The 16,233-nt window shown below is 65.0% G+C and carries 16 protein-coding genes; 11 read left to right on the top strand and 5 right to left on the bottom strand.

Translation table 11 applies throughout. From position 1 onward, the window contains the following. Nucleotides 1-35: 35 nt before the first annotated feature. Nucleotides 36-1,217, top strand: a complete 1,182-nt coding sequence (gene purT / locus UB43_RS10770) for a formate-dependent phosphoribosylglycinamide formyltransferase (protein ID WP_045210470.1) — start codon at nt 36-38, stop codon at nt 1,215-1,217. Further along, complete coding sequence (locus UB43_RS10765) at nt 1,214-1,942, top strand: SGNH/GDSL hydrolase family protein (RefSeq protein ID WP_045210469.1); 729 nt, start codon at nt 1,214-1,216, stop codon at nt 1,940-1,942. The genes purT and UB43_RS10765 overlap by 4 nt, the downstream gene beginning before the upstream one ends. A gap of 99 nt (nt 1,943-2,041) precedes the next feature. On the opposite strand, the gene UB43_RS10760 is transcribed toward UB43_RS10765, so the two are convergent. The 3 genes from UB43_RS10760 to UB43_RS10750 all read right to left on the bottom strand — a co-directional run bounded on the left by UB43_RS10760 (nt 2,042) and on the right by UB43_RS10750 (nt 5,775). Further along, nucleotides 2,042-3,355 (bottom strand): MFS transporter, encoded by a 1,314-nt coding sequence (locus UB43_RS10760; RefSeq protein ID WP_045210468.1) that lies wholly within the window; start codon nt 3,353-3,355, stop codon nt 2,042-2,044. Nucleotides 3,356-3,639: 284 nt separating this feature from the next. Beyond that, nucleotides 3,640-4,932 carry an HlyC/CorC family transporter gene (locus tag UB43_RS10755; RefSeq protein WP_045210467.1) on the bottom strand — a complete coding sequence of 431 codons (1,293 nt, stop codon included), beginning with the start codon at nt 4,930-4,932 and terminating at the stop codon, nt 3,640-3,642. Between the two features lie 42 nt (nt 4,933-4,974). After that, the gene (locus UB43_RS10750; RefSeq protein ID WP_045210466.1) at nt 4,975-5,775 is read right to left on the bottom strand and encodes an inner membrane protein YpjD; all 801 of its coding nucleotides are present in this window, start codon (nt 5,773-5,775) and stop codon (nt 4,975-4,977) included. Between the two features lie 220 nt (nt 5,776-5,995). Here UB43_RS10750 and ffh point away from each other — a divergent pair, with 220 nt between their 5' ends. The 6 genes from ffh (at nt 5,996) to UB43_RS10720 (ending at nt 10,018) form a co-directional block, all read left to right on the top strand. Continuing rightward, entirely contained in the window at nt 5,996-7,369 is a 1,374-nt protein-coding gene (gene ffh / locus UB43_RS10745; RefSeq protein WP_045210465.1) for a signal recognition particle protein, read from the top strand. Between the two features lie 144 nt (nt 7,370-7,513). After that, on the top strand, nt 7,514-7,762 hold the full coding sequence (gene rpsP, locus UB43_RS10740) for a 30S ribosomal protein S16 (protein ID WP_017522237.1): 249 nt from the start codon (nt 7,514-7,516) through the stop codon (nt 7,760-7,762). Between the two features lie 5 nt (nt 7,763-7,767). After that, nucleotides 7,768-8,304: a ribosome maturation factor RimM gene (rimM, locus tag UB43_RS10735; RefSeq protein ID WP_045210464.1), complete on the top strand. Its 537-nt coding sequence runs from the start codon at nt 7,768-7,770 to the stop codon at nt 8,302-8,304. A 3-nt stretch (nt 8,305-8,307) separates the two neighbouring features. Next, the gene (gene trmD, locus UB43_RS10730; protein WP_024766884.1) at nt 8,308-9,051 is read left to right on the top strand and encodes a tRNA (guanosine(37)-N1)-methyltransferase TrmD; all 744 of its coding nucleotides are present in this window, start codon (nt 8,308-8,310) and stop codon (nt 9,049-9,051) included. Nucleotides 9,052-9,094: 43 nt separating this feature from the next. Beyond that, nucleotides 9,095-9,445 (top strand): 50S ribosomal protein L19, encoded by a 351-nt coding sequence (rplS, locus tag UB43_RS10725; protein ID WP_045210463.1) that lies wholly within the window; start codon nt 9,095-9,097, stop codon nt 9,443-9,445. A gap of 159 nt (nt 9,446-9,604) precedes the next feature. Further along, nucleotides 9,605-10,018 carry an acyl-CoA thioesterase gene (locus UB43_RS10720; RefSeq protein WP_045210462.1) on the top strand — a complete coding sequence of 138 codons (414 nt, stop codon included), beginning with the start codon at nt 9,605-9,607 and terminating at the stop codon, nt 10,016-10,018. 142 nt (nt 10,019-10,160) lie between these two features. Here UB43_RS10720 and UB43_RS10715 read toward each other — a convergent pair whose 3' ends face one another. Together UB43_RS10715 and UB43_RS10710 are read right to left on the bottom strand one after the other, a co-directional pair. Next, nucleotides 10,161-10,838: a hypothetical protein gene (locus tag UB43_RS10715; RefSeq protein ID WP_045210461.1), complete on the bottom strand. Its 678-nt coding sequence runs from the start codon at nt 10,836-10,838 to the stop codon at nt 10,161-10,163. Nucleotides 10,839-10,936: 98 nt separating this feature from the next. Beyond that, on the bottom strand, nt 10,937-12,781 hold the full coding sequence (locus UB43_RS10710) for a sodium:proton antiporter (RefSeq protein ID WP_045210460.1): 1,845 nt from the start codon (nt 12,779-12,781) through the stop codon (nt 10,937-10,939). A gap of 88 nt (nt 12,782-12,869) precedes the next feature. On the opposite strand from UB43_RS10710, the gene xerD reads away from it, so the two are divergent. From xerD to UB43_RS10695, 3 genes are all read left to right on the top strand, one after another. Beyond that, on the top strand, nt 12,870-13,766 hold the full coding sequence (gene xerD, locus UB43_RS10705) for a site-specific tyrosine recombinase XerD (RefSeq protein ID WP_045210459.1): 897 nt from the start codon (nt 12,870-12,872) through the stop codon (nt 13,764-13,766). Between the two features lie 249 nt (nt 13,767-14,015). Further along, on the top strand, nt 14,016-14,744 hold the full coding sequence (locus tag UB43_RS10700; protein WP_045210458.1) for a thioredoxin fold domain-containing protein: 729 nt from the start codon (nt 14,016-14,018) through the stop codon (nt 14,742-14,744). Nucleotides 14,745-14,918: 174 nt separating this feature from the next. Further along, nucleotides 14,919-16,223 carry a homoserine dehydrogenase gene (locus tag UB43_RS10695; protein WP_024766890.1) on the top strand — a complete coding sequence of 435 codons (1,305 nt, stop codon included), beginning with the start codon at nt 14,919-14,921 and terminating at the stop codon, nt 16,221-16,223. Nucleotides 16,224-16,233: the final 10 nt, after the last annotated feature.

The raw sequence follows: 16,233 nt of genomic DNA, 5'->3' as shown, positions 1-16,233 counted from the left end.
CCGTTTCGAACTTTCCCGTCCTGAGGTTTCCCGCAATGCCCTGTATTGGAACTCCCCTGTCGCCGAGCGCGACCCGCGTACTGCTCTGTGGCTCCGGCGAGCTGGGCAAGGAAGTGGCGATCGAGCTGCAGCGCCTGGGCTGCGAAGTCATCGCCGTCGACCGCTACGAGAACGCGCCGGCCATGCAGGTCGCGCACCGCAGCCACGTGATCAGCATGCTCGACGGTGTCGCCCTGCGTGCGGTGATCGAGCAGGAGAAGCCGCACTACATCGTGCCGGAGATCGAAGCCATCGCCACCGCGACCCTGGTCGAGCTGGAGAGCGAAGGCTACACCGTCATCCCCACCGCCCGTGCCGCTCAGCTGACCATGAACCGCGAGGGCATCCGTCGCCTGGCCGCCGAAGAGCTGGGCCTGCCGACCTCGCCCTACCACTTTGCCGACACCTATGAGGACTACGCCGCTGGCGTCGCCGCCGTGGGCTACCCGTGCGTGGTGAAGCCGATCATGAGTTCCTCGGGCAAGGGCCAGAGCGTGCTCAAGTCCGACGCCGACCTGAAGACCGCCTGGGACTACGCCCAGGAAGGCGGCCGCGCCGGCAAGGGCCGGGTCATCGTCGAGGGCTTCATCGACTTCGACTACGAGATCACCCTGCTGACCGTGCGCCATATTGGCGGCACTACCTTCTGCGCGCCCATCGGCCACCGCCAGGTGAAGGGCGACTACCACGAGTCCTGGCAACCCCAGGCGATGAGCCCGAAGGCGCTGGCCGAGTCCGAGCGCGTGGCCAGGGCGGTCACCGAAGCGCTGGGCGGCCGCGGCCTGTTCGGCGTGGAGCTGTTCGTCAAAGGTGACGAGGTGTGGTTCAGCGAAGTCTCGCCACGCCCGCACGACACCGGCCTGGTCACCCTGATCTCCCAGGACCTCTCCGAATTTGCCCTGCACGCCCGCGCCATCCTCGGTCTGCCGATCCCGGTGATCCGCCAGTTGGGCGATTCCGCTTCGGCGGTGATCCTGGTGGAAGGCAAGTCGCAGCAGGTTTCCTTCGGCAACCTCGGCGCCGCGCTGAGCGAGCCTGATACCGCGCTGCGCCTGTTCGGCAAGCCGGAGGTGGATGGCCAGCGCCGCATGGGCGTAGCCCTGGCGCGCGACGAGTCGATCGATGCCGCCCGCGCCAAGGCCACCCGTTCGGCCCAGGCGGTCAAAGTCGAGCTGTGAGCCGCTGGGCGGGGCTGATGTGGTGGGCGGCGGCATTGCCGCTGCTGCCGCTGGCCCTGCCCATGGCCGTGCGTACCCGGCGCACGGCCTTGCGCCTGGCTCCTGCCGCGGGCGTCTGCGAAGGCGTTGCGGGCGCAGAGTTTCCGGGCGAACCTTTTCGTCTTCTCCTGCTGGGTGAATCCACGGTCGCCGGCGTTGGTGCGTCCTGCCTGGACTTTGCCCTGGCCGGGCGGCTGGCGCTGGCGCTATCGAGCCACCTGGAGCGCCCCGTTGCCTGGCGCGCGGTCGGGGAGAACGGCATTACCGCCGCAGAGGCCTGCGAGCGCCTCCTGCCGCTGGCGACTGATCAGGATTACGAGCTGGTGGCGCTGGTCTTCGGCGTCAACGACACCACGCATTTCAGCTCCGGCCAGCGTTGGCTGGGGGGCCTTGGGCAGTTGATCGCGCACTTCCGTGGTTGCGGTGCACGGGTCGTCTGCACGGCTGTGCCGCCGTTGCAGCATTTCACGGCGCTCCCCTGGTTGTTGCGCCAGCTGCTCGGCTGGCGCGCAGCGCTGCTGGATCGACAGCTCAGCAGCCTGGCGCTGGCGCAGGGGGCAGGGTATTGCGGCGTCAGCCTGGAGATGCAGCCGCAGTTCCTTGCCATCGATGGCTATCACCCCTCGGCGCTGGGTTATCAGGTGTGGGGCGAGCATCTCGCGCAGTGGCTGGTGTCCCAGCGCTGACGCCCTTTTGTAGGAGCGAGCTTGCTCGCGAACCCGCTTCACACTGAGACGACCGGTGCAGAGCGTTCGCGAGCGAGCTCGTTCCTACAGGATTTGACCTCAGCGGATATCGTTGAGGTCATCCCCGCGCGTCTCGCGCAGGCACAGCACCGCCAGCAGGCTGAGCGCCGCCGCGACCGAAACGTAACCACCCACCCAGCTCAATCCGCCCATTCCCACCAGCTTCTGCGCGATGTACGGCGCCACCGAGGCGCCGAGGATGCCGCCCAGGTTGTAGGCCGCCGAAGCGCCGGTATAGCGCACGTGGGTGGGGAACAGTTCCGGCAGCAGTGCGCCCATGGGGGCGAAGGTCACGCCCATGAGGAACAGTTCCAGCGACAGGAACACCGCCACTTCCACCGACGAACCCTGGCTGAGCAGCGGCTCCATGGCGAAGCCCGAGGCGATGGCCGCGAGGGTGCCGACGATCAGCACCGGCTTGCGCCCGAAGCGGTCGCTCAACCAGGCGGAGACCGGCGTGGCGGCGGCCATGAAGAGCACGGCGATGCACAGCAGGCCGAGGAAGTCCTCACGGCTGTAACCCAGGGTGCTGACGCCGTAGCTCAGCGAGAACACCGTGGAGATATAGAAGAGCGCGTAGCACACCACCATCGCCAGGGCGCCCAGCAGGGTCGGCCGCCAGTGCTTGGCGAACAGCTCGGCGATCGGCAGGCTGGAACGCTCGTGGCGTTCCATGGCCTTGGCGAACACCGGGGTTTCCACCAGCTTCAGGCGTACGTACAGGCCAACGATGACCAGCACGGCGCTGAGCACGAAGGGGATGCGCCAGCCCCAGGCGCGGAACTGCTCTTCGCTGAGCAGCATGGCCAGGCAGAGGAACAGGCCGTTGGCGGCGAGAAAGCCGATCGACGGGCCCATCTGCGGGAACATGCCGAACCAGGCGCGGCGGCCCTTTGGCGCGTTCTCCGTGGCCAGCAGCGCGGCGCCGCCCCATTCGCCACCCAGTCCAAGGCCCTGGCCGAAGCGCAGCACGCAGAGCAGGATCGGCGCCCAGGCGCCAATGCTGTCGTAGCCCGGCAGCAGGCCGATCAGGGTGGTGGAGATGCCCATCAGCAGCAGCGAGGCCACCAGGGTGGATTTGCGCCCGATGCGGTCGCCGAAGTGGCCGAACAGCGCCGAGCCCAGCGGACGGGCAAGGAAGGCGATACCGAAGGTGATGAAGGCGCTGAGCGCCTGGGCGGTGCCTGAGGTCTGCGGGAAGAATACCGGGCCGATCACCAGCGCGGCGGCGGTGGCGTAGACGTAGAAATCGTAGAACTCGATGGCGGTGCCGATGAAGCTGGCCACCGCGACGCGGGTGGTGGAGTTGGTCTGTTCGGCCGGCTGTGCGGCTTCGAGGGTGGCGCTGGTCATACGGGGAATATCCCTGGCAGTCACGGCTGGCGACGACTCTCTGGTCATGTCCAGCGTCATAGGAGGCATCGCCATGGCGCGAGTGCGAGCGCGGCCCGGGATCGGGGCAGGGTGGGCGCGGCTCGCGGCGGGTCAGGGCGAGGCCGGCTGCTTCGCAAGGCAACGACGCGGGTCGAGGCTCGGCGGGGCGTGCGATTGACTGGCCGGCACGGCGTCGCGGATAGCGGCGGGCACAGGCGGGAGGCTGGGTAAGCCGTCCGGATTATAGGGGCGGGCGGGGCGGCTCAGGCAAGCTCGTCGGTGTAAGGCTCTCTTGGCGGAGCGCCAGGCAGCCACGCGCGCACACTTTTCACCCGGTTTTCGCCCGACTGGAGGATTTCCAGGCGGTAGCGGCCGATCTTCAGGCACACCGCGCAGTCGGGGATCTGCTCCAGCGCTTCGGTGACCAGGCCGTTGAGGGTCTTGGGCCCGTCGCTGGGCAGTTGCCAGCCCAGGGCGCGGTTGACGTCGCGCAGGTTGGCCGAGCCGTCGATGACGTAGGTGCCGTCGGCCTGGGGATGGATGTCCGGGTTGCGCAGGGTGTTCTGGTTGCTGAACTCGCCGACGATTTCTTCGAGGATGTCTTCCAGGGTGATGATGCCGATCACCTCGCCGTACTCGTCGACGACGATGCCGATGCGTCGCTTCTGCTTCTGGAAGTTGATCAGCTGGGTCGACAGCGGTGTGCTCTCGGGCACGAAGTAGGGCTCCAGGCACGCGGCCTTGAGGCTGTCCTTGGTCAGCTGGTTGTGGGTCAGCAGGCGGGCGATCTGGCGCATGTGCACCACGCCCTCGACCTGGTTGATGTCATTGCGGAACACCGGCAAGCGGGTGTGGGTGGTGTTGCGCAGCTGGCCGATGATGGTTTCCAGCTCGTCGTCCAGGTCGATGCCCTGGACTTCGTTGCGCGGCACCATCAGGTCGTTCACCGTGATCTTTTCCAGGTCGAGGATGCTCAGCAGCATGTCCTGGCGGTTGTGGGTGAGCTTCTCGCTGGAGTCGGTGACCACGCTGCGCAGCTCGTCATTGCTCAGCGGCTTGTTGCCGCGCTGGGTCGGGTCGAGGCCGCCCAGGCGCAGCAGGAGGTTGCTGATGCCGGTCATCAGCCAGAGCAAGGGGCTGAACAGCTTCTGCATCCAGATCAGCGGCAGGCTGGCGGGGAAGGCCACGCGCTCGGGGCGCAGGGCGGCGTAGGTCTTGGGGGTGATCTCGCCGAAGATCAGCAGGATCAGCGTCAGCACCACGGTGGCGACGGCCACGCCGGCCTCGCCCCACAGGCGCAGGGCCAGCAGGGTCGCCAGGGACGAGGCGATGATGTTGACGAAGTTGTTGCCGATCAGGATGGTGCCCAGCAGCCGGTCGGTGCGCAGCAGCAGCCAGCTGGTGCGCCGTGCGCCGCGGTTGCCCTTCTTGGACAGGTGGCGCAGGCGGTAGCGGTCGAGGCTGAGCATGCCGGTCTCGACGCTGGAGAAGAACGCCGAGCAGAGGATCAGGAAGACCAGCAGGCCGATCAGGTAGCCGGGGTGGATCTCTTCCATGCGCGCAGGTCCTTCAGCGGTGCTCGGGCGCCGCCGTAAGCGTCAGATGTGCAGGATGAATTCCTTGACCAGCTTGCTGCCGAAGTAGGCCAGCATCAGCAGGCAGAAACCCGCAAGGGTCCAGCGGATCGCCTTGTGGCCACGCCAGCCGAGCTGGTGGCGGCCCCACAGCAGTACGCCGAATACCACCCAGGCGAAGCAGGAGAGGATGGTCTTGTGCGCCAGGTGCTGGGCGAAGAGGTTATCGACGAACAGCCAGCCGGAGATCAGCGACAGCGAAAGCAGCGACCAGCCGCCCCAGAGGAAGCCGAACAGCAGGCTTTCCATGGTCTGCAGCGGCGGGAAGTTGCGGATCAGGCCCGACGGGTGCTTGTGCTTGAGCTGATGATCCTGCACCAGCAGGAGCAGCGCCTGGACCACGGCGATGGTCAGCAGGCCATAGGCGAGGATCGACAGCAGGATGTGGGCGAGGATGCCGGGCTGCTCGTTGATCGGCTCGATGGTGCCGTGGGGCATCAGCAAGGCCAGCAGGGTGGTCAGCGCGCCGAGCGGATAAAGGAAGAGCAGCAGGTTCTGCACCGGGATGCGCAGGCAGGCCAGCAGGGTCAGGGCGGTGACCGCGGCGGAGATCAGGCTGGCGGCGTTGAAGAAGTCCAGTGCCAGGCCCGCGGGCGTCAGCAGCTCCTGGCTCAGGCTGTAGGCCTGGCAGAGCAGGGCGACGAGGCCCAGCAGGAGGAGCAGCGGTTTCTGCGGCGGGGTGCGGCGGGCCAGGCTTGCGCCCTGGTAGACGGTTGTGCCGATATAAAGGACGGCGGCGATCAGGCTGGGCAGCAGAGGTTGCATAAGTCCTTGGAACAGTCCTTCGACGGGGGACCCGAAAGGTGCTGAGTTTGGCACAGATCGCCCGCGCCTAGAAAGCCGCTGAGAACAGTTCGCTTCTGGCCTGCGAAGCGCTCCGTCACATCGGGATCATCGGCGGTGTTGGCGTTGGCTGCACTTCGTTATAATCGGCGGCTTGCTGACAAGCCAAACCCAGGCCCGACCGGGCTGATTAGGAACGCGCATGTTCGAAAACCTTACAGATCGCCTCTCGCAAACGCTGCGCCACGTCACCGGCAAGGCCAAGCTGACCGAGGACAACATCAAGGACACGCTCCGCGAAGTGCGGATGGCCCTGCTGGAAGCCGACGTGGCCCTGCCGGTGGTCAAGGACTTCGTCGCCAAGATCAAGGATCGCGCGGTCGGCACCGAAGTTTCCAAGAGCCTGACCCCGGGCCAGGCCTTCGTGAAGATCGTCCAGGCCGAACTGGTCGAGCTGATGGGCGCGGCCAACGAGGACCTCGACCTGAACGCAGCCCCGCCGGCGGTCATCCTGATGGCCGGCCTGCAGGGCGCGGGCAAGACCACTACCGCCGGCAAGCTGGCGCGCTTCCTCAAGGAGCGCAAGAAGAAATCCGTGTTGCTGGTGTCTGCCGACGTCTACCGTCCGGCGGCGATCAAGCAATTGGAAACCCTGGCCAAAGACCTGGACGTGACCTTCTTCCCGTCCGATACCAGCCAGAAGCCGGTAGCGATCGCCGAAGCGGCGATCCGCGAAGCCAAGCTGAAGTTCATCGACGTGGTCATCGTCGACACCGCCGGCCGTCTGCACATCGACGCCGACATGATGGACGAGATCAAGCAGGTCCACGCGGCGATCAGGCCGGTGGAAACCCTGTTCGTGGTCGACGCCATGACCGGCCAGGACGCCGCCAACACCGCCAAGGCCTTCAATGACGCGCTGCCGCTGACCGGCGTGGTGCTGACCAAGGTCGACGGCGACGCCCGTGGCGGTGCCGCGCTGTCCGTGCGCGCCATCACCGGCAAGCCGATCAAGTTCCTCGGCATGGGCGAGAAGAGCGAAGCGCTCGATCCGTTCCACCCCGACCGCGTGGCCTCGCGCATCCTTGGCATGGGTGACGTGCTCAGCCTGATCGAGCAGGCCGAGCAGAGCATGGATCGCGAGAAGGCCGAGAAACTCGCGAAGAAGATCAAGAAGGGCAAGGGCTTCGACCTGGAAGACTTCCGCGATCAGCTGCAACAGATGAAGAACATGGGCGGCCTGGGCAGCCTCATGGACAAACTGCCGATGCTCGGCGGCGTCAACCTGTCGCAGATGGGCAACGCGCAGAACGCGGCGGAGAAGCAGTTCAAGCAGATGGAGGCGATCATCAACTCCATGACCCCTGCCGAGCGCCGTGATCCGGAAGTGATCAGCGGCTCGCGCAAGCGCCGCATCGCCATGGGTTCGGGTACCCAGGTGCAGGACGTTGGTCGCCTCATCAAGCAGCACAAGCAGATGCAGAAGATGATGAAGAAGGTCACCGCCAAGGGCGGCATGGCCAAGATGATGCGCGGCATGGGGAGCATGTTCCCCGGCGGCATGCCCAAGATGTGAGGCCAGACGGCTCGCCGCCCGGCGGGCCGGACGCGCTGCGGCTTGCGGCGCGGGGCTTTAGCTCATAGAATATGCGGCCTTTCGGGCTATGTGCCCGAGGGCTGCATTTCTTTTTTGCAAGCAAACCATAGGAACAACGTACGCATGGTAACCATTCGTCTGGCTCGTGGCGGCTCCAAGAAGCGCCCGTTCTATCACCTGACCGTGACCAACAGCCGCAACGCTCGTGACGGCCGTTTCGTCGAGCGCGTCGGCTTCTTCAACCCTGTCGCCACTGGCGCCGAAGTCAAGTTCTCGGTCAACCAGGAGCGTCTGAACTACTGGCTGAGCCAAGGCGCTCAACCCTCTGAGCGTGTTGCTCAGCTGATCAAGGACGCCGCCAAGGCTGCCTGAGATCAATGAACACGAATCCTGCTCCCGCCGAGGAGATGGTTGTTCTCGGCAAGATCGTATCGGTGCACGGTATTCGTGGTGAGGTGAAGGTGTATTCCTTTACCGATCCGTTGGACAACCTGCTGGACTATCGCCGCTGGACGCTCAAGCGTGGCAACGAAGTTCGACAGGCTGAACTGGTCCAAGGTCGCGTGCAGGGCAATGTCCTGGTCGCGAAGCTGAAGGGACTGGATGATCGCGAGATCGCCCGCACCTTCGCTGAATTCGAAATCCTGGTCCCGCGCAGCGAGCTGCCGGTGCTGGACGATGGCGAGTTCTACTGGAGTCAGTTGGAAGGTCTCAAGGTGATCGACCAGAACGGGCAACTGTTCGGGATTCTCGACCACATGCTGGAGACCGGCGCCAACGATGTGATGGTAGTCAAGCCCTGCGCAGGCAGCCTGGACGACCGTGAACGCCTGCTCCCGTATACGGATCAGTGCGTGCAGTCGGTAGACCTGGAAGCTGGCGAGATGCGGGTGGACTGGGACGCGGACTTCTAACCCATGTGGATAGGAGTAATCAGCATCTTTCCGGAGATGTTTCGCGCCATCAGCGACTATGGCATCACGAGTCGCGCGGTCAAGCAGGAGCTGATCCAGCTTCAGTGCTTCAACCCGCGAAGCAACACCGAGGACCGTCACCAGACGGTGGACGACAGGCCTTTCGGCGGTGGTCCCGGCATGGTGATGAAAATCAAGCCGCTCGAAGGCGCACTGGGCGATGCCCGGCAAGCCGCAGGCGGACCGGTGAAGGTGATCTACCTCTCGCCGCAAGGTCGCAAGCTCACGCAGGCGGCCGTGAAAGAACTGGCGAACGAGGAACGACTGATCCTGATCGCCGGGCGTTACGAAGGCATCGACGAGCGCTTCATTGAAGAGCATGTCGATGAGGAATGGTCAGTTGGCGATTATGTCCTGTCCGGGGGTGAGCTTCCGGCCATGGTGCTGATTGACGCGGTCACGCGGTTGTTGCCCGGTGCACTGGGCCACGTGGACTCCGCCGAGGAGGACTCCTTCACGGATGGCCTGCTCGACTGTCCGCACTACACCCGACCCGAGGTGTACGCAGACAAACGTGTTCCGGAGGTGCTGCTCAGCGGCAACCACGAACACATCCGGCGCTGGCGTTTGCAGCAGTCCTTAGGCAGGACCTGGGAACGACGTGCCGATCTTCTGGATTGCCGCTCGCTTTCTGGAGAAGAGAAAAAGCTGCTGGAGGAATACATCCGCCAGCGGAACGATAGTTAACGTATCGATGGCGAGCGCCGAGCGCTTGTCTTAGGAGCACGAAATGACCAACAAGATCATTCAGCAGATCGAAGCTGAACAGATGAGCAAAGAGATTCCGGCGTTCGCCCCCGGCGACACCGTAATCGTCCAGGTTAAAGTGAAGGAAGGCGACCGTCAGCGTCTGCAGGCCTTCGAAGGCGTCGTGATCGGCAAGCGTAACCGCGGCCTGAACAGCGCTTTCACCGTTCGCAAGATCTCCAACGGCGTAGGCGTCGAGCGTACCTTCCAGACCTACAGCCCGCTGGTTGACAGCGTCAGCGTCAAGCGTCGCGGCGACGTGCGCAAGGCCAAGCTGTACTACCTCCGCGAACTGTCCGGCAAGGCAGCTCGTATCAAGGAAAAACTGGCCTAATTCGCCGGTTGTTTCCGAAAAAAGCAGCCCACGGGCTGCTTTTTTCTTGCCTGGCGTTTTTGACCTTGGGTCCGGCGCCTTCATCTGCCCCGGCAGCGCATTAGAAGCACAACACCCGCAGCACCGGCAGCCACACTCATTGCATCAGGTAGCAGTGGCATGAGCCTCAGAGAGCAGGAAATCCTCCGCCGTACGGAGCTTTCCGAAACCCGCGTGACCAAGGCGATCTTCCCGCCCACCACCAACCACCACAACACCCTGTTCGGCGGCACCGCGCTGGCCTGGATGGATGAAGTCTCGTTCATCGCCGCGACGCGCTTCTGCCGCCTGCCGCTGGTGACCGTGTCCACCGACCGCATCGACTTCAAGCACCCGATTCCCGCCGGCTCCATCGTCGAGCTGATCGGCCGGGTGGTGAAGGTTGGCAACACCAGCCTCAAGGTCGAGGTGGAAGTGTTCGTCGAGAGCATGTCCGCCGACGGCCGCGAGAAGGCCATCCATGGGCTGTTCAGCTTCGTCGCCATCGACGACGAAAAGCGCCCGGTGGCGGTCCTGCCCGGCTTCGAGGCCTGAAACGCAAGAAGGCGCCCGAGGGCGCCTTCTTGCTTCATGCCTATCCGCTTTCTGTAGGAGCGAGCTCGCTCGCGAAGCTTTTCGCCGGCCAATTCGGCGCTGGGCTGTTCGCGTGCAAACTCGCTCCTGCAAAGAGAACGCCTCAGTGGCGCAGGCTGATCTTCAGCGAGGCCTGGGACAGGTCGATGTTCTGCAGGCTGAGGCTGCCCATGCTCTGGGTCTTGGGTGCTCCGGCGACACGAATGTTGTCGAAGCGCACCTCGCCGATGGAGCTGGGCAGGCGCACGTTGATCGAGCCATCGGGGTTGAGGGACGAGGAGGCGTGCGCGGTGTCGTACTGCACATCATGCAGCGAGGTCTCGGCATCGAGGCTGTCGACCACCGGCATCACCAGGCGCGACAGCTGCTTGATGGCGCCGACGCCATCGCCGCTCTCGGCGCTCACCAGCAGGCTCTGCAGCGTGTCGTCGAACCCCTGGGCACTGACGTCGCTCATCTCGCGGTCGCTCAGCGGCTTGAGGCCCTTGGGCGCTTCGTGGCGGGTAATGCTCGTTGGCGCCTGGCGCTGCACATCGGCGCTGGCCAGCTGGAACGGGCTGAGCAGGGCGGCGACCAGTGTCGCTGCCAGGCGCAGGTTGTTCTGCTTCTTCAGCGCGCGGCCGAGCTGGCGCTCGCTGATCCAGCCCTGCTGGATCAGGGTTTCGCCCAGGCGCAGTCCGTTGGTGAGCTGGAGCTGGATGGCCTTATCCAGCTGGTGGGAAGTGATCAGGCCCTTGCTGACAAGGATCTGGCCGAGACGGGAGTTCTGTTGACTGGGCATGGCGTGGGCTTCGTGGGGCGCTATGATGGCGTGGTGCAATCATTGTCTTTCGGACACATTCTGTCACCAGTCTTAAGATAGGCAGACATGGCCGGTCGTCAGGTTGTTACGGCCCGAGCCGTTTCGTTCGTACTCGCTGTGTTTCCAGGCGTCTCCTCGATGAGCGAAATCACCGTCCAGCCGGTATCGGGCGCCAGTGGGCGTTCCGGGGTGGCGATATGCAGGCGGCCGTTCGGGTCCTTGGCGAACAGCAGTAGCGCGCGGCCTTCGTGCAGGGCCTGGTAGTGCTCCCAGCCGAAATTCTCGCTGAGCAGCGTCGAGCGGATCTCCGCGCCGCGTGCGATCAGCCCGGCCATCTGTGGATAGGTGATCGCCGACTGGCCCAGCGGGCGGCCACGATGACGGTCGCTGACCCGATGCTTCTCGCTGCGGCGGCTGTCCTGGCTGCTGGGCAGGATGAAGCGCTGGCGTGGGTTGAACTCGTGGCGGAAGCTCATGCACATCAGCGCGTTCAGCTCGGCGTTGGGCGACAGGGCCAGCAGGCGACCCAGGCCGATCAGGTCAAGGTGCGCCTCGGCGTGCTGCGAGGCCGGATTGCCGAAGTAGGTGGGCAGGTTGTCCATGCGCGCGGCGCGGGTGTTCTCCCAGCTCGAGTCGGTGAGCAGTACCTCCACGCCGGCGTTCTGCAGGCCGGTGCCGATGGCGCGGGCTACCGGGTTGGCGCCGATGATCAGGAAGCCGGTAGGCACCGGCTCGGCCACCTTCAGCAGGCGCGCCAGCGGCCGCGCCGTGGCGCTCTGCAGGATCACGGTGCCAATGATCACCAGGAAGGTGAGCGGCACCAGCACGCCGGCCTGGGCGTGGCCGGCCTCCTGCAGGCGGATGGCAAAGATCGCCGAGACCGCTGCGGCAACGATTCCCCGTGGTGCGATCCAGCTCAGTAGCGCCCGTTCGCGCCAGTTCAGCGACGAGCCGGCGGTGGCGATCAGCACGTTAAGAGGCCGGGCGACGAACTGGATCAGCAGCAGTACCAGCAGAGCGATCGGCCCCAGTCCGAGCAGGGCGGGCAAATCGAGGCGAGCGGCGAGCAGCACGAAAAGACCGGAGATCAGCAGGACGCTGAGGTTCTCCTTGAAGTGCAGGATGTGCCGCACATCGACGCCCTGCATGTTGGCCATGCGCAAGCCCATCACGGTGACGGCGAGCAGGCCTGACTCGGACATCACGGTGTTGGACAGCACGAATACGCCGAGGACGACCGACAGGGAGGCCAGGTTGTGCAAGTAGTCCGGCAGCCAGTGGCGGCGCAGCGCGACGCCCAGCGCCTGGCCGCCAAGCAGGCCGAAGAGGATGCCGCAGCCGATCACGCTGATGAAGGTCAGCAGGCTGTCCGTCCAGCCCGAGCCTGCGTCGCTTGCGGCGATGAAGGTGTAGACCACCACGGCGAGGATGGCGCCGATGGGGTCGATGACGATGCCTTCCCAGCGCAGGATGTTGGCGATGGTGGCGTTGGGGCGCACCACTCGCAGCATGGGTACGATCACCGTGGGCCCGGTGACCAGGGTCAGGGTGCCGAACAGGAGCGCCATTTCCCAGGTGAAGTCCAGCAGGTAGTGGGTCGCCAGGGCGATCACGCCCCAGGTGACCAGGGCGCCGATGGTCACCATGCGGCGTACGACGGTGCCGATTTCCTTCCACTCATCCAGGTGTAGCGTCAGGCTGCCCTCGAACAGCACCAGCGCGACCGCCAGGGAAACCACGGGGAACAACAGCGGGCCGAACAGGGCCTCGGGTGACAGCACGTGCAGGACCGGGCCGACCAGGATGCCGCTCAGCAGCAGGAAGAGAATCGCCGGCAGGCGCAGGCGCCAGGCCAGCCATTGGCTGATGAGGGCGGCGATGCCGATACCGGCGAAGGCGTAGTAGGTGCTGTGTTCGTCCATGGACCGTCCGAGGTTGTGTCGCAGTGGTTAGGGGGGTGGTGTCTATGAAAGACTACCGGCGCCGCTTTTTCCTTTGTACTGGCTTGAAATGACTCCGATTGCTCATCCCCTGATCGACCGCTTCCTCGATGCCCTCTGGCTGGAGAAGGGGCTCTCCGACAACACCCGCAGTGCGTATGGGAGCGATCTCGCCCTGTTCAATGGCTGGCTGGACCAGCGCGGCGTGGTGCTGGAGGCGGCTGGTCGCGACGTGATCCTCGATCACCTGGCCTGGCGCCTGGGCGAGGGCTACAAGGCCCGCTCCACCGCACGCTTTCTCTCTGGCCTGCGGGGCTTCTACCGTTATTGCCTGCGCGAAGGCCTGATCGCCGAGGACCCGACGCTGCTGGTGGACCTGCCGCAATTGGGCAAGCCGCTGCCCAAGTCGCTGTCCGAGGCGGATGTGGAGGCACTGCTGGCGGCGCCTGAGACCGATGACCCGCTGGGCCTGCGCGACCGCACCATGCTGGAGGTGCTCTACGCCTGCGGGCTGCGCGTGAGCGAACTGGTCGGCCTGACCCTGGAGCAGGTGAACCTGCGCCAGGGAGTGGTGCGCGTGCTCGGCAAGGGCAGCAAGGAGCGCCTGGTGCCGCTGGGCGAGGAGGCGATCCGCTGGATCGAGCGCTACGTGCGTGAGGCGCGCGGCGACCTGCTGGCCGGGCGGCCCAGCGACGTGCTGTTCCCCAGCCTGCGTGGCGAGCAGATGACCCGGCAGACCTTCTGGCACCGGATCAAGCTCCACGCGAAGGTTGCCGGGATCGGCAAGAGCCTGTCGCCACACACCTTGCGCCACGCCTTCGCCACCCATCTGCTCAACCACGGCGCCGACCTGCGCGTGGTGCAGATGCTGCTGGGCCACAGCGACCTCTCTACCACGCAGATCTATACGCACATTGCCCGCGCTCGCCTGCAGGACCTGCATGCGCAGCACCACCCCCGTGGGTGAGCTTCGTTGGGTCGCTAGACATCCTTCGAACTGTGCGGCTTCACGCCAATGTTCAGCATGATCTTGTAGGAGCGAGCTGGCTCGCGAACCGGCCTGGACGACGAGGCATCAAGCGCTTCGCGCGCAAGCTCGCTCCTGCAGAAATGCCACGGAAGCAGGAAAATACCTGGAAGCTTCCCGCTACAGCCTTTGGCTCGGTCTTGCCGGCCCGGTGTGATAGTCTTCGCCGACTGACATCAGGAGTTTTCCATGCGTTTGTCTCGACTTCTGGCTGGTATGGCTATCGGCCTCGCCAGCACCCTCGCCCTGGCTGCCGAACCGGACCAGGCGATCCGTACCACCCTTCAATCCCTGCAGCCCGACCTGCCCATCGAGAACATCTCCAAGGGGCCCCTGGAAGGTATCTACCAGGTGCAGCTCAAGGGCGGTCGCATCCTCTACGCCAGCGCCGACGGCCAGTTCGTCGTGCAGGGCAATATCTACCAGGTGAAGGACGGCAAGCCGACCAACCTGACCGAGAAAGCCGAGAGCGCCGGCGTGGCCAAGACCATCAATGCCATCGCCGCCAAGGACATGGTCGTGTTCCCGGCCAAGGGCGAGACCAAGGCGCACATTACCGTCTTCACCGACACGACCTGCCCGTACTGCCAGAAGCTGCACGCCGAAGTGCCGGAACTGCAGAAACGCGGCATCGAAGTGCGCTACCTGGCCTTCCCGCGCCAGGGCCCGAACTCGCCGGGCGATGCGCAGTTGCAGGCCGTGTGGTGCTCCAAGGATCGCCAGGCGGCCATGAGCGACATGTTCCACGAGAAGGAAGTGAAGGCCGCCAAGTGTGAAAACCCGGTGGACGCGCAGTTCGCCCTGGGCCAGATGGTCGGTGTGCAGGGCACCCCGGCGATCATCCTCGCCGACGGCACCATGCTGCCGGGCTACCAGCCGGCCGGCCAGATTGCCAAGCTGGCGCTGGAAGCCAAGTAAGCCGCGGCTTGCGCTCTGATTGACTAATGCGGAACCGCTTCGTAATGTTCGGTTCCTTTTGACTAGGGAACAGGCACTTCGCCTGTTCTGACATGGTGCCTGCCCCCATGCCCGCCTCGTTGCGGGCATCGGCGTCTCAGGCGCCCCGATGCTGTAATCATGGGGAGTTTCAGCGTGAAACCGGTGAAAGTGGGAATCTGTGGGTTGGGGACCGTCGGTGGCGGTACCTTCAATGTACTCAAACGCAACGCCGAGGAGATTGCCCGCCGTGCCGGGCGTGGTATCGAGGTTGCGCAGATTGCCGCCCGTCGCCCCAATCCGAAGTGTGAAACCGGCAGTACCCCCATTACTGCCGACATCTTCGACGTGGCGAACAACCCGGAAATCGACGTGGTCATCGAGCTGATCGGTGGTTACACCCTGGCCCACGAGCTGGTGCTCAAGGCCATCGAGAACGGCAAGCACGTAGTCACCGCCAACAAGGCGCTGATCGCCGTGCATGGCAACGAGATCTTCGCCAAGGCCCGCGAGAAGGGCGTCATCGTCGCCTTCGAAGCCGCCGTGGCCGGCGGCATCCCGGTGATCAAGGCAATCCGCGAAGGCCTGGCCGCCAACCGCATCAACTGGCTGGCGGGCATCATCAACGGCACCGGCAACTTCATCCTCACCGAGATGCGCGAGAAAGGCCGCGCCTTCGCCGACGTCCTGAAGGAAGCCCAGGCGCTGGGCTACGCCGAAGCCGATCCGACCTTCGACGTCGAAGGCATCGACGCCGCGCACAAGCTGACCATCCTGGCGTCCATCGCCTTCGGCATCCCGCTGCAGTTCGACAAGGCCTACACCGAAGGCATCACCCAGCTGACCACCGCCGACGTGAACTACGCCGAGGCGCTGGGCTACCGCATCAAGCACCTGGGCGTCGCCCGCCGTACCGACAAGGGTATCGAGCTGCGCGTACACCCGACCCTGATCCCGGCCGACCGCCTGATCGCCAACGTGAACGGCGTGATGAACGCCGTCATGGTCAACGGCGATGCTGCTGGCTCCACGCTGTTCTACGGCGCTGGCGCCGGCATGGAGCCCACCGCTTCCTCGGTGGTCGCCGACCTGGTGGACGTGGTTCGCGCCATGACCGCCGACCCGGAGAACCGCGTACCGCACCTGGCCTTCCAGCCGGACTCGCTCTCCGACCACCCGATCCTGCCGATCGACGCCTGCGAAAGCGCCTACTACCTGCGCATCCAGGCCAAGGACCATCCGGGCGTACTGGCCCAGGTGGCGACCATCCTCTCCGAGCGCGGCATCAACATCGAATCGATCATGCAGATGGAAGTCGAAGAGCATGACGGTCTGGTGCCGATGATCCTGGTTACCCACCGCGTGCTCGAGTCCCGCATCATCGAAGCCATCGCCGCGCTGGAAGCGCTGGATGACGTCGTCGGCAATGTCGTACGCATCCGCGTCGAACAACTGAACTGAATCGAACGCG

This window comes from Pseudomonas sp. 21 (assembly GCF_000955805.1).
In the GTDB taxonomy this organism is placed as follows: domain Bacteria; phylum Pseudomonadota; class Gammaproteobacteria; order Pseudomonadales; family Pseudomonadaceae; genus Pseudomonas.
This window is presented reverse-complemented; position numbering and strand designations above follow the sequence as displayed.